The organism is Algoriphagus yeomjeoni (genome assembly GCF_049821175.1).
GTDB lineage: Bacteria > Bacteroidota > Bacteroidia > Cytophagales > Cyclobacteriaceae > Algoriphagus > Algoriphagus yeomjeoni_A.
The window spans coordinates 1,860,703-1,875,466 of record NZ_CP187512.1; the positions used below are offsets into that span (position 1 = coordinate 1,860,703).

A 14,764-nucleotide genomic window follows, 5' to 3' on the forward strand; every position below is an offset into this window, starting at 1 on the left:
AAATAATGCTTCCCCGCGCCAGGCAGGACGCTGGCCCGCTATTTTGACCTCCTCCCCGCCTTTCACACAAGCATTTGCGATAAGAAATAAAGGTATATATGGAAGCTGTCAGGAGACTGCACGATGTAGGTTCGAGGTCCTGAGACTGAGATAGGGTGGTAAAATGTGCCATTCGTGAAACACGAACGGCGGCGGTGACCCCCGACCCCTAAAGGGGAGATGAGAGTTATGTGTTAAAAGATTTTTTTATCGGAAGTAGGAAGCATGCTGAAGGCATGCAATGTAATAGCCCAGGGTAAGGAGGCACGACGCAACCCTGGGTTTTAAGGACATATTCGTTCACCAGCGCTGGCCTAGGATCATCAATCGGAGACGGAGGCGCGGTGCCAGCAAGATGGAAACGTAATAACGGATCTGTCCGGCTTCTGGAGAAGCAGGACAACGGAGAATTGAACCAGATGGAACGGCATTTTTCCTCTTTCTTTTTGAAGGCAAAAGAAACAAAAACCTTTGTCAAAATAATGCTTCCCCGCGCCAGGCAGGACGCTGGTCCAAGTCGGGAGACTCGAACCAGATCGGTTGTTGGTTGTTGGTTGTTGGTTGGCAGGTTTGAATCCTATTCGATTTTGGGAATTAAGAAATAAAACACGGTACCTTCTCCAGGTGCAGACTTCAGCCATATCCTTCCTCCCAGAAACTCTAGATGCCTCTTGACAATGGAAAGACCTATTCCTGTTCCTCCATACTTATCGTTATTGTGAAGTCTTTGAAAAATAATAAATATTTTATCATAGAACTCAGGATCAATGCCTATTCCATTGTCGCGGATAGAAAATTTCCATTCTTTTTCATTTTCCTCCACTTCGATCTTGATTTCGGGTGATATATCGGTTTTGGAGTACTTGAGTGCATTGTCGAGTAAGCAATGAAAAACCTGAGTGATGGCTGCTTTATGTATTTTAAGGGTTGGCAGATCAACAGTGTTGATTACTGCTGAGTTTTTTGCGATAAGCTTCCTTCGTAGGTGAATAAAATCTGAAACCACCTCATTTAGGTTTACTTCTTCTGTTGGTGAGGAGGTATTGCTCGCTTTGGAATATTCCAACAAATCCAAAATAAGTTGCTTCATACGTTTGGCCCCATCTGTAGCAAAGTGAATATACTGGTGCCCCTTTTCGTCAAGTTTATCACCGTATTTTCTTTTGAGGAGATCCATAAAACTGGAAATCATTCTCAGGGGCTCCTGTAGGTCGTGTGAAGTGACAAATGCAAATTGCTCTAACTCTTCATTAGAACGCTCTAATTCACGGGTATACTGCTTGAGTGACTCATTGAGATCAGAGAGCTGAAGCTGCATGTGTTTTTGCTCGGTGATATCAGTCATAGCTCCAACCATACGAATAGCCTTTCCCGCCTCATTACGAATGATTACTCCACGGTCTATTACATAAAGCGTTTCTTCCTGCTCATTAAATATCCTGTATTCCAGCTCCCATCGGTTAATTAACGGGTTTGAAATCGCTTCATTGATACTTTCCTGAATTTTGATTATATCGTCAGGATGAAACCTATCTTTCCAGAAAATATCCTCCTTAAGTGATGTCAAAGCTGCTTTTCCAAAAAAACGTTCGATGGCGCTGGAACGGTAATAAGTTTGATTAACCAGATCCCAGTCCCATATGGCATCATTAGTCGCTTCAGTTACTTTTTCAAAGCGTTCATTTGCTTGAAGAATACTTTCTTCTGCTTTTTTACGCTCAGTAATATCAAGTATAATGGCTAAAAATCTTTTATCCTGACCTTCTTTAACTAATTGCAAATGGACTTCTACAGGATAAATACTTGCATCTTTACGTTTGTGATTAGTGAAAAACATGATTTTGTCCTTTTCATTACTCACAAGAGGAGCCACGAGCTGTTGGAATGAAGCTGCCGTGAAGTCAGGTATTATATCAAATGGGGTCAATGCTTTTATTTCTACTTCGGAATAGCCTAGGTTTGTAAGCGCACCTGTATTTGCATAGCTGAAAAGCAGTGTTTCTGAATCGAATATATAAATCTCATTTAGACTGCTCTCTAGGGTTGCCTGAAAGCTGTTTTTATCCTGCTCAACTTTCTTACGTTCTGTGATGTCAAAGCGAATGGCTAGGTATTGGACGGGCCTGTTTTTTTCATCCAGAAAAGGGACAATACTAGTATCCACCCAATAAAAGGACCCATCTTTTGCTTTATTTTTTATTTCTCCTCGCCAGACTTTACCGGATGAGATCGTGTTCCATAAGTCCTTAAAAAATTCTTTGGGATGATGGTTAGAATTAATTAGTCTATGGGTTTTACCGATCAACTCTTCTCTACTGAATTTGGATATTTCACAAAAGTTATCGTTCACAGAAGTAATCCTTCCTTTTTCGTCTGTGAATGAGGTTATGGCAGACTGTTCTAAGGCAAATTTATAGTCTGAAATTGATTTCAAACTTTTCTCTAATTCCAGAGCGGCCATTTTTCTATCGTGAATATCCTGATAACTACCATAAATTTTGGTCCGCTTGTTATTCACCACTTCGGTTTTACCAATAGCCCGGCACCAGCGCTCATTTCCTTTGGCGGTGAGCAGTAATATCTCCTCATCAAACTCGATTCCATCAGAAATGAGAAGTTTAAGGGCTTTTTGTAGTCGTTCTTTACTTTCACCTATATGAAATTCTATACCACCAGTTAGGGTGGGATTGTAACTATCGTCCAATTCCAATATTTCAAATAACATGGGAGACCAGTACATGGAATCTCTATCCTGGTTTACCAAGTCCATCTCCCAACTACCAATTCTGGCTAGTTTAGTAACCTGCTCAAGCAGCTCCTCATTTTTTGTTTCCTGAGTCACATCCAAGATCACGGAATTGAAGAGTACTGTGCCATCTGCCAGAAAGCTTGGGGCCCCATATCCGAGATGCGTTCTCACTTCTCCGTTTGGCAGGACGTATTTCCATTGGGCATTCCACTTGGTTTTGGATTCTATAGAATTTGCTATACTTTTTTGTACGTGTCCTATTTCTCCACCGGCTATTATTCTATCCCAGACTAGCTGGTTATTTTGAAGAACTTCTTCGTCAGTAAATCCCCATACCTCCTTAGATCCTTTGGTTACATTCTTCAAATTGTCTGTTCCATCAGGGTAGATTAGGTATTGAAATACTACACCGGGGAGGTTGTCTGCCAAGGACTGTAACCTTAATTCCGGTTCTTTACGCTCATCAATATTCTGGAAACTGCCATATACGCGTTGGCACTCTCCATTTACCATTTCAGCATTCCCTATTACACGTACCCAAATTTCTTTCTTTTTGGCGGTAATGACCACCGCTTCAATATCAAATGGCTCTCCAGTAGCAATACATTTTTCGAAGCTTGACTTTGCCAATTGCCTAAAATCCTCTCGGTAAAAATTGATATCTCTTTCCAAGTCCTGTGCAAATGTTTTCGGATCTGTATCAAGCATGTCGTACACCTCATCTGACCAATAGTGACTTTGAGTGACTAAATCCAACTCCCAACTCCCCATTTTTGCAAGGCTACGGGTTTGACGATTTAATTCCCTTAGTTTCTTTTCTTCCGTAATATCCTTGGCAACCGCATACAGAATACCATGCTCCGGTGCGGATGTTGCGGACCAGCTCAGCCATACTATTTTCCCCTGTTTGGTGATGTAGCGGTTTTCAAAGTTGGTTTGCCTTCCACCAGTATATAGATTGATCTGTTCTTCCCTTGTCCGGGACCTGTCTTCCTCATGTACAAATGATCTGATTGGCCGGGAACTCATTTCTTCAAAGGAATATCCAAGTAATTCTAAACCCGCTGGATTGATCCGTTTTAGGTAACCATCAAAACCTGCAACACAAATGATTACGGGAGTGAAGTCAAAAATCTGAGCCAATTCAATTTCGATTTTCTTACGGCTGAGCTCGGCGCCGATAACATACTCTAATTTTGGCAATAGCTCTGAATAATGGAATAAGGCCGATTTAGTCTTTTCAGTACCTAGCAATAACACACCGATAACCTCTTCTTTATCTTTCAAGGGCACTCCTATTACGACTTCTATGCCTGCCTTCTTCGCAGCTACTTTTCTTTGGGCAAGCCATTTTCCCTCCACATTCCCCCATATCTCTGTCTTTTTGTTTTCCCAAACATAACCAGGCATTCCTTCGCCGGGGATACAGGAATTGAGGTACTTGGTTTCTTCAATAAACACATTCCCAACCGTTCCTTTAACGTGGTTCGCTGCTCGGTTGATTGATTTAGCATCAATGGCAGGTAACCAGATTTCAGCAAAATCAAAATCACCGGAATTTGTCATTTGCCGACAGAGATCTGAAAGACATCCCGTTAAATCCTGGTCAGTGCATTGGTTGAAAATGTCACTTATTTTATTGATGTAATCTTTTTCAAGTTCTTTGGATTTTTTCTCGGTCACGTCCCGCTGGATAGCGACCCAATGGGTGTAGTGGCCTTTTTCATCAGAAACGGGAGTTATTGTAAAATTTATCCAGAATTCCTCGCCCTGTTTTTTATAATTGATAACTGTTACTTCACAGGTTTCCCAGTTTTTAATAGCAGCGTATAGTCTTGCCATTTCTGCTTTGTCAGTATTTGGTCCGTGAAGGAAACCCGGTGTTTTACCTATGACTTCTGCTGCCTGATAACCAGTCATTTTAGTAAAAGCAGCATTTGCATAAATGATTCTAGGCCCAGATTCATCCTGTGCAACTGCTTCGGTTATTAAAATCGAATCATTCGCATTGGTAATGACACTTTCTAAGAGTTTGAGTTGCTGCTGTTCTTCGATTTTATCTGTGATGTCTCTTGAATTGGCCACGATGCCTTTTACCGCTGGATTGTCCAGCATGTTCGTAAGCACAGTTTCCAACCATCTCCATTCTTTCTTATGGTTTTGAAAGCGATAGGGCTCAATTTTTACCTTAGTAACAATGGCTAATTTTTGCAAGCTACTTTTGGTTTGCTCAATATCATCGGGATGAATGAATTCAAATGCATTCTTGCCCATAAACTCTTCAGGAGGTATCCCAAGTACAGAGGTCGAGGTAGGGCTAGCATAAATGTAATTGCCTTCTTCATCCAGTATTGCGATCAGGTCAGAACCCTCCTGAACCAAGGCTTTAAAGCGTTGCTCGCTTTGGAGGATTTTTTCTTCCTGTTCAACTTTGTCTGTGATATCTCTCGAATTAACTACGATGCCATTGATGGTTGGATTATCAATCATATTGGTGAGCACCGTTTCCACCCATCGCCATTCATTTTTTAGATTCCTGGCACGGTAAGGTGGTACAGTTACCCGCTCTTCGGCGGCTATGTGTTTCAGACTGGCTAGTGTCCGTTCGGTGTCTTCAGGATGAACAAATGCAAAGGCATCTTTTCCAATAAATTCCTCCGGTGGTATCCCGATGATAGCAGTACTTGAAGGGCTCATATAAATATAATTCCCTTCCATATCTAGTACTGCGAACAAGTCATAGCCTCCTTGAACCAAGGCTTTGAACCTTTGCTCACTTTGCAGCACTTTTTCTTCCTGCTGTATTTTTTCCTTACCATCTCTGGCCACACCATACATGAGTTTAGTGCTTTCATCCCATCTTACCGACCAGATATTGTAGGCGATATCGCCGTCTTTTTTCGTGTAGCGATTGACAAAAGATTTAGTATTAAGACCATTTCTAATGGCAGTTGCTATTTCAATCGTTTTGGGCACATCTTCTTCCAGCGTGAAATCCAGGTACCGTTTGCCAATTAGTTCTTCGGGCAAGTATCCCCAGTGATGTTCAGCTGCGGCGCTCACAAAAACAAAATTTCCCTGTTCGTTAATGGTGCAAAAAACATCCAAAGAAGCATTCAGTAATTGACTCGCCTCGGATTTTCGTTTCACAATACGGGTGATGTCTTTAGAGTGGCAGGTAACTGCCACAATGCTTTGATCATCACCCTTCAACGGTTCAAAAGTAGTTTGACCATATTGAATTTCATTTGCCTCTGGATTGAAGTGATGCTCCTCTACTTCAAAAGATTCTCCATTAAAGGCTCTGATATAATAGCTTTTCCATTTTTCCTGATATGCCTCACCAAATCCTTCTACAAATGCAGAGTCATGCAGTCTATGCTCCTTTCCTGTGATCATTTTCACAGCATCCAGATATCTTTTATTGGCATAAATCAATTGGAAGCTGCGGTCAACCACCCAAAAAAGGTCTTTGCTTTGATTTAGTAAGAGATGGGTCAACTGAGTTTGATCCATAAGCGGGGGTGGTTTTTTGAAGACCTTAATGTATAAAAAAAACGAAAGAATCATTAATGTATATATCTGCTTTTATACCAGTAAGGATGTGGGGGTTGTTGGTTGTTAGTTGTTGGTTGGTGGTTGGCGGTTGGCGGTTGTTGGTTGGAGGTTGTTGGTTGGTGGTTGTTGGTTGGTGGTTGGAGGTTGTTGGTTGGAGGTTGTGGGTTGGTGGTTGTTGGTTGGTGGTTCTACGTGGCGACTAAGTGAGAATTTAAAATGAGTGTAAGTTCGGAAGTGGGAAGTTGGTGGTGTCCCCCGACTCCTTCCTGATAGCTATCGGGAGAGGAGAATGATGCTGGGTAATTTATCTATAGTATAAAGCATGCCGTAGGTATGCAAGATTGGTAGCGCCGGGTTTTAACCCGGTGTTTAAGGTTAAAATAGTTCACCAGCGCTGGCCCACGATTGTCATTTGGAGAAGGGAAATAATTGCCAGCAAGATGGAAACGGTGGATATTAAGAATTTAAAATGGATTGGAGAATAGAGGTTTGGAAGCAGGGAAGTTGGATGTCCTGTGACCGATGACCGATGTGACCCCCGACCCCTAAAGGGGAGAATGGTGGTTGGTTTCGGTAAGGATGACTGATGAAGTTGGTGGCAGTCAGGAGACTGCAATATTCAAAGCACAAGTCTGAAGACTTGCGCTAGATGGGGATGGGAGTCACAGTATCCAGTCGCAGTGGGCAGAAATGAAAGCTAAAAGATGAAGTGAGAAAGCTAATCAGCAAGAGGTTTGGAAGCAGGGAAGTTGGAGGTTTGGAAGCAATGCCATAGGCATGGCAGATTTTATAGCACCGGCCCCGATAGCTATCGGGGTTAACCCGGTGTTTAAGGTTAAAATAGTTCACCAGCGCTGGCCCACAATCGTCATTTGGAGAAAGGAAATAATTGCCAGCAAGATGGAAGACAGAATTATATATAAAGATTCGGGTTTCTAAATCCCGATCAAAATCAGCTCCGCGAAGAATATGAAATGGTCTGTGAGGACACAGACAATGGAGAGAAGTTGGAGGCAGTCAGGAGGCTGCAGCATCAAATGCACAGGTCATGAGACCTGCGCTAAATGGGACGGCACTGGGTAGATAAACCTTCGGGGTTTTGTAAACCCCAACCATTAAAAAAAGGGGCGGCTGCTGAAACACCGCCCCACAGCCCGAAACCTTGCAAGAATGGGCTGTAAAAAATACTTAGATAAGCATAGTAGCCATTCGTGAGACACGAACGGCGGCAGAGAGTCCAAAACTTTCAAGAGAGGACTGCAAAAAATGCTACAAAAGCTCAGTAACCGTACTTCGGCTGGCTGAATACTCAAGATAAAAGGCTGTCTGAAGACATGCGGTAATAAGTCGTTCGTGAGACACGAACGGCGGCACTTGTCGAACAGCAGAACAAAAACCTTTGGGGTTTTGAAAACCCCAAAGGTTAAGGAAAATAAAAGAGACTCATTTCTCTTGATAGCTTGGGGTAAGAGACTGGCTAGACCCAATGAGCCTCCCAAAGGGAGATGCCGAAAACCCTTTTTAGAGTAGGCAAACAACCAAAAACGGTTTCCCTGTTTTTGATCTGTTAAAAAACAGGACATAACGATGAATACTTTAGTAAAAAGATTACCTCTGTTTGCTTTTGTGCTGGCAGCTTTTGCTGCAGTGGCGTTTACAGAACCTACTGTGATGCCAGATGAATCCGTGGTCATTTTTGCAGAAGACCCCCTGAATCCAGGGCAATATATTGATGTGACCGTGCCTGTTTCCGAAGAGAGATACAATTGTGAAGACTCTTCTTTGGAATGCCAGGTAACTTTCACAAACAACGATCCCATCAACGGAACCAAGACGGTCCTTCAAATGGGCGAGTTTGAGGAGTTACCTTAATTAACTTTTTACCCAAGGCCAGCCGGCCTTGGGTATTTTTAATTACCTGGGATTTTGTTCCACACCACTTCGGATTATCTCATTATCCGGAATAGGAAATACATATCTGTTTGAGTTAGGTTGCAAACTAAATTCCTGACCATCAATCTCCCTGATAATTATTTTTTCAAAATCCGGCTCTTGATTCAATCTCCTTAGATCACTCCAGCGGATTCCTCTTCCAACCAGTTCTTTTCGCCTTTCCAATAAGACACGGTTCAAAAGCTCCTTTTCATCCAATCCTTCAAGAGGCATCCAGATTTCACTGAGATAACGATTTTCCAGCAGTTGATTTAAATAAGACAAGGCTAGATCCGAATTTCCCGAACGTGCAAATCCCTCTGCTGCGATCAACTGCAACTCTCCGACAGTCAAGCCTCCGAATACAATCGTGCTACCTGTATGGTGACCAGTCATATTGAAGTACCCCCCAGGACGTGCATTGAAATAGGCTTCAAGTCTTAAATCCCCTGGTTCATAACTGTTCAAAAGTACTGTATCCACATAGGTTTGGGTTCCCCTGGAAAATGCAGAAGAGTGAAGAACTGAATAAAAGATAGTCTCTGGACCAAACCGCTCAAATGGACGTAGGTTCTGTACATTTAGTTCATTGAGATCCATTCGATCCGAATAAAGATCTAAAGCAGCTTGAGAAGCCTGTGCGGCCTTTTCGTATTCAAACATCAGCAAATATACCTTCGCCAAAAGTCCATATCCTGCCGCTCGGGTAGGCCGAGTCTTAAACTCAGTACCAATGGGCAATATTCCTACTGCTACCTCCATATCCCTCAAAAGTGCTGTGTAGCATTCCTCTACTGAGGACCTTTGGGGTGAATTGTTAATATCCGCCTGCTCCCGCAGGATAATACCGGGCAAATCACTGTTTCCTCCATCCCGCTGAAAAGGCGGAGCAAACTGTTGGAGCAATTGATAATAGGCATAGGACTTATAAAATAAAGCCATTCCCCGCAATTCCTCTGCCCACTGCTTATTCGAGCCTGTATATTCATCTAAGGTTTTCAAGGCGATATTGGCATAAAAAACCTGGTTATAAGCAATCTCCCAATCCCAAATTCCTGAACCTTGGTAAGGGTCCTCCTGCCAGAGGTAAGCCCCCTGCTCCACCACACTCATCCCCTGATAGGCTTCTGAGGTTGTCCAAAAATCGTCTGCTGAAACATTAACCAGCGTTGCCTGTCGGTTAAAGACAACGTTGTTATCCATTAAAATCTGCACATCATCCAGTGTGTTGGGAACCAATAATCCCTGGTCTGGTTTGGGATCCAAAAACCCCTCGCAAGCCAGTAATAGGCTTGAAGAGCTAATAAGTAGAATGTTGAGTATTTTTTTCATATGATTATAATTTGTCTTTTAAAGGCCATATGGAATCTCGCCTGGGAGATAATCATCCCTCTGTGTGTCGCTTCCGACATGCCTGCCTGTCCGGTAGGCAGGCTCGATTTCATGTGTATATAATTTGATTTTTTAAGGTCATCCCGATAGCTGTCGCGATTTCATCGTGAGAATCTTGCCCATTGATCCCGATATCCATCAGAACATTTTATTGTAAGACATTCTGGGCTAGGCTCGCTATCGTGATTGTTGTATTTTAAAAAGGGGCCCGGGAGTTCAAACCCAGGCAGGCCAGTAAAAACCGCAGGAAACCAGCCTCCCAATGAGGAAAGTTTGCGGCCTTTTCTCTTTACTTTAGATTTAATTTAGAATTGTAACTGGAGTCCCGCTGCCAAACTTCTCAGGGGCCGGTTGAAGCCAAAATCAGGGTCCAAATCAGTTTTAGTAGCCTTCCAGATTACGCCCAGATTGTTGGCATAGACATATACCTGCGCATTGCCAAATCCTTTAAAAAGGCGACTTGTGGAATCAAATTGATAGCCAAATCGAATATCCTGAAGGCGGATATGATCTCCTTTTTCCACCAAATGGGAAGCACTTCGGTAAAACTGATCCCGAAAGGAATCCAATCTCTCCGGCATAGCGGGAATCTGCGTGGTCAATTCATCCCCAGGCTCCCTCCATCGCAAGCCAAAGTCCTGGTGGCCTCCCTGTGCCCTCAGAATGGAAATGTATTCTACCGAGCTTCTCCGGAAATAGTAGCCCAACCGATAACTGACATTGACAGAAAGGCTAAAGTTCTTCCATAAGAAATCATTTCGGATTGCACCGAATGAAGTAGGCCTGGCAGGACCATGATAGCGGATATTCTCAAGAGTGGAAGAGTTGATTATATCCCTGTATTCCTCGCTGAGGTCACCATCCAAAAATCCCTGTGGAGCACCGGTTTCAGGGTTTAAGCCACCCCACACATAACTGAAGACACTAAACAATGGTCGTCCTTTCACCGGAAAGTATTCCCCTCCTCTACCTGAAACCCCATAATTGATCAGGCTGGCAGCAGGAACATCCAATTCATAAGTGGTCACCTTTTCTTTCAATCCGCTAATCATGAAGTTGGTATTCCATGCAAGCCGACCTTTTAGGTTCCGTGTCATTAAGTTCAGATCATAGCCCTTGGTATTGGTTGAAGCATTGTTCCCTGAAAATATGGTGATGCCGGTCGATGGGGCATAAGGGGACTGCCCAATCAAATCCAGCCCATCTTTGGAATAAAACTCAAGTGTGCCAGATATATCACCGGATTTGGACTCAAAGTCCAGTCCCAAATTTGCGATAGCTATGCGCTCCCATCTTAAATTCTGATTGGGAGGATTGATAATCTGGCCATAGTTGACCTGAGTTAAGGTATTAAAAGTAATCACCTGCGCAGTGGTAAAGGCAGTTAGACTACGGTCCACATTACCGTTGTACCCATAGCTCAGCCGCAGCTTCAGATAAGGCATGCCTTCCCAGTTAAAGAATTCCTCCTCGCTCAAAGTCCACCCCAAACCAGCTGACCAAAGGGGGACAGCACGCATATTGGTACTTACGCCAAACAAATTAGAAGCATCCCGACGTACACTGGCGGTGACCAGGTAGCGGTTTTTATAGCTGAGGGAAGTATTGGCAAAAGCCGACAAGAATCTATCAGTGTTGAGACCCTGGCTTTGAACTGCCGGGATATTCACCGATGCATTGGGATTCGAGTAGCGGGAAAAAGGCGTGAAATAATCTACAGCCTGACTACTGGCCAACTCTGGGATATATCCATATCGCCTGGCGGAAAAATTGCTTCCACGCAGTGATTTGACTTCTCCGCCCATTAGGATATCCCAGCGTAATCCCTGCTCGAATTCTTTGAAATAATCCAACTGAACCCTTCCCGAATGGCTGGAGGACTGCCCGTTACTCACATTTAGTATGCCTCCGCGGGGAACAGGAAAGCTCAATTGCCCTGATTCATCCACCTGAGTATAGGTATTGATCAAATCACGGGTGGAATAGCTTTCCAGAGAATTCAGATTTTCTGAATTCCGGTTTTGTTCCCAGAATTGATAGCGACCCGAGACACGCAAATTCTCCCAAAGCCTGTAATCCAGGGTAAAATTGATGCGGTAATCGTTACGTTTTGATTCTGTAACTCCCCTTCCAAATTCATCCAGAGGACGATAGGCCCAATCCAACAAACCCACACTTTCGGCCTCCCGCTTGAAGCCTTCCCTCAGCTCGGTGACGATTTCCAGAGGATTACCATTTTCATCTGCCAGTCGGGCATAAGGATAGATGGGCGTGGTAGCTGAGAGGCGCAAATCATTCGGACGGATATTTTGGTCGGTTCCGTTTTGCTTTACCCCATAAAAAGCTCCCTCGATTTTCAACCTATCATTCAACAGGGAAAAATTCTCCCGGAAATTTAGGGTCAACCGTCCAGACTGATTGCCCTGCAGGTTTCCGACAAGTCGGTCATATCCAAGACTTACCCGATAGGATTGGATTCCAGATCCCCCTGACAATCCCACATTGTACTGTTGATTGACCTGGGGTCTGTAGAGATAGCGGTTGACATCAGTTCGCCAATCGTGGGAGCCGATCCTGCTGATCCGCTGCCCGGCTTCTGATGATGAAATGACTCCATCCCGCTGCAGGATAAGCGTTTCTACTACAGGGGTCAGAGCAAGCTTGTTTGGACTGTTTTCTGTGGAATTATAAAACCCGTTTTCAAAAAGTTGCCGTTCCACTTCAATGAAATCAGAAACCGCCATATCCGGTGAGCGAAAGGCATCCTGCGATTCTATCCAATTCACATTGGAGTTAAAGTCTACTTTCAGGGGTTGTTTTTTGTCGCCATTCTTGGTTGTAACAACGATTACCCCGTTTCCTGCCCTTGCTCCCCAGATGGAAGCCGCTGCTGCATCCCGCAGCACAGTAATGCTTTCCACATCATTGGGATTGATATCCTCCAGGTTACCGTCAAAAGGAAAATTATCAATCACGATCAAAGGTTGATTGAAGCGACCAAGTGTGCTTCTTCCCCGAATGGATATTGGATCTCTGCCGGAATCTCCAGTCTTGTTGAATATCAGGCCCGAAGTTACATCTTCTAAGCGGTCGATTAGATTTGTACTAACCCGACGATTGATCAACTTTTCGTCTACTGAGGCAAAAGATCCGGTGGAACGGGTAAGAGGAAGTGACTGGTAACCTGTGGATACCACCTGTACTTCTTCCAAGTCCATATTGATGGGCTGGAGCCTGATTTCCAGTTTGGTCGTTTCAGTTACTTCAACCTTAACAGTCTGCTTTTCATATCCGAGATAAGAAAAAATCAGACTGTACTCCCCTGTTGCAACAGTCATTTCAAATCTACCCGATTCGTCGGAAACGGTTCCTGAATTTTCCGACTCAATCAGTATGTTCACGCCCGATAGGGCTTCGCCCGATTGGCTGTCGGTCACAATACCCTCTATTTTGTACGGCGATTGGGCATAGGTTTGTGCTACGAGGAGCAAACCAATGCCGACTAGTATCAGTTTTAATTTTTTCATGGGTTATTTTGGGTTAATGAATCTTGTTTACTGAGTATCAAAACAGGAATTTCTGCCTCACGTAATTCCAAATCCAATCCTGCTTTCTGCAGGCTTTTCTTCAATTCTTCGGGATTGGAGAAGTTAGCTTCCAACGTAAGGTCAATCGGATAATCGATTCCCGTAAGGTCAATCAAAGGGTAGGGAGAAAGCTGTAGGGAGTAGATATTCAGCTGATAGATTAAACCTAGCAGGGGATAGTTGCTCAGCTTTGCCCTATAGGGATTAAATTCGTAGGATCTTTCTTTAAGAGAGCGGGGATATGTTTTTCCATCAGGCAGCACAATTGCCCAGACTTTTCTTTTTTGAGTTTGAACTTCTGCCTTGATTTCGGGAAAGTAACGTTTAAGATCTTCCCGCATCATGTGATATTGGTCCACTCCGGGTGGTGCGATCAATTCATAGCTATAAACACGGTTGCCTTCCTTCATCCATTCGATGTAATCCAGTCCGGATTTCCTGGTGTCCAGTTCATCTTCCCCAAAGCCATTAAATATCATGCGGTTGGGGCCGAAGAAATTGGCCAAGTCCCGCCCTGTATAGGCCAAGCGATAAAATTTAATCAGTGGATTATTGATCAGAATAATATGTGCCCCATCTTCCCGGTCATCGATCATTCCGCCGGAAACTCCCGGTAGGTAGCCGGTCAATGCAGACTGGTACCGGATGTTTTTCGATGGAATATGGGTATTCCCGCTGATGAGGTTTTCATTGATCGAAAAGGGAATCCGGTTATCGGCTTTCAATCGAAAATTTGCCTTACCGGTAGTGACCATTTCCCGAAGATTCTCCTCTATAATATCCTCCGAGCCTGTGATCGCCAGAATTTTACCCATGGGGTCCAGGATCACCAGGTGAGGTAAGGTAATATGAGGGAATAACTTGTTTAACCGATGCTCATCCACGATCAGAGGCAAATCCAAATCCCTCATGGATGAATAGAATGCCAGCTTTTTTTCCACTTTGGCTCCAGATTCATAGGTGACAGGAACAAACTGAATCTGGTCTTTGAACATTTCTTGCAGCAGGTCAGCTTTGGGCAGTGATCCTGAACTTGCAGTGCACCAAGTAGCCCAAAACTGCAGGATTACGTATTTTCCCCGGTAATCATCCAGGCGTAACTTATCTGAATCAAACTGCAATACCTCGGAAAATTCGATTCCGGAAGGTAACTGATCACCGATCGTCAAGGTATCCAATAGAGCAGAAGAGCTCGCGCTCTCCTGCCCTGGGAATCCAGGCTGATAAACCAAATCTGTGCCTGGGGGTGAATCAGCAACTTGTGCTGTGGATGTGCTCGTGGGTACGCATAGGTATCCCAGTAAGCAGATGAGTAGTGTTTTTTTCATGCTTTGAGTTGTTTGTTGCTGGTTGTTGGTTGTCGGGTGTCCGATGTTTGTCACGCTGAGCGAAGTCGAAGCGTATTAGCACCTGTCCGCAGTGAGCAGAAGTGAGAAGGCTGAAAGCTCAAGGCTGAAAGCTGAAAGCTGAAAGCTGAAAGTAGCATCACGAACGCTTGGTTCCAGAT

5 protein-coding genes are annotated in these 14,764 nt (G+C 43.9%); 1 reads left to right on the plus strand and 4 read right to left on the minus strand.

The window, feature by feature from the left end:
- Positions 1-616: 616 nt before the first annotated feature.
- Entirely contained in the window at positions 617-6,304 is a 5,688-nt protein-coding gene (locus ACPUEN_RS07365; protein WP_425639449.1) for a PAS domain S-box protein, read from the minus strand.
- A 1,629-nt stretch (positions 6,305-7,933) separates the two neighbouring features.
- Here ACPUEN_RS07365 and ACPUEN_RS07370 point away from each other — a divergent pair.
- Positions 7,934-8,218 carry a hypothetical protein gene (locus ACPUEN_RS07370; protein ID WP_425639450.1) on the plus strand — a complete coding sequence of 95 codons (285 nt, stop codon included), beginning with the start codon at positions 7,934-7,936 and terminating at the stop codon, positions 8,216-8,218.
- Positions 8,219-8,260: 42 nt separating this feature from the next.
- On the opposite strand, the gene ACPUEN_RS07375 is transcribed toward ACPUEN_RS07370, so the two are convergent.
- The 3 genes from ACPUEN_RS07375 to ACPUEN_RS07385 form a co-directional block, all read right to left on the minus strand.
- Entirely contained in the window at positions 8,261-9,610 is a 1,350-nt protein-coding gene (locus ACPUEN_RS07375) for a RagB/SusD family nutrient uptake outer membrane protein (protein ID WP_425639451.1), read from the minus strand.
- Positions 9,611-9,975: 365 nt separating this feature from the next.
- Entirely contained in the window at positions 9,976-13,197 is a 3,222-nt protein-coding gene (locus ACPUEN_RS07380; protein WP_425639452.1) for a SusC/RagA family TonB-linked outer membrane protein, read from the minus strand.
- Positions 13,194-14,585, minus strand: a complete 1,392-nt coding sequence (locus tag ACPUEN_RS07385; protein ID WP_425639453.1) for a TlpA family protein disulfide reductase — start codon at positions 14,583-14,585, stop codon at positions 13,194-13,196. The genes ACPUEN_RS07380 and ACPUEN_RS07385 overlap by 4 nt, the downstream gene beginning before the upstream one ends.
- Positions 14,586-14,764 lie beyond the last annotated feature (179 nt).

What these genes read in the sequence shown, in the direction of transcription:
- ACPUEN_RS07365 (WP_425639449.1), bottom strand. Translation starts at nt 6,304, where the DNA reads ATGGATCAAACTCAGTTGACCCATCTCTTACTAAATCAAAGCAAAGAC.
- ACPUEN_RS07375 (WP_425639451.1), bottom strand. Translation starts at nt 9,610, where the DNA reads ATGAAAAAAATACTCAACATTCTACTTATTAGCTCTTCAAGCCTATTA.
- ACPUEN_RS07385 (WP_425639453.1), bottom strand. Translation starts at nt 14,585, where the DNA reads ATGAAAAAAACACTACTCATCTGCTTACTGGGATACCTATGCGTACCC.
- ACPUEN_RS07380 (WP_425639452.1), bottom strand. Translation starts at nt 13,197, where the DNA reads ATGAAAAAATTAAAACTGATACTAGTCGGCATTGGTTTGCTCCTCGTA.
- ACPUEN_RS07370 (WP_425639450.1), top strand. Translation starts at nt 7,934, where the DNA reads ATGAATACTTTAGTAAAAAGATTACCTCTGTTTGCTTTTGTGCTGGCA.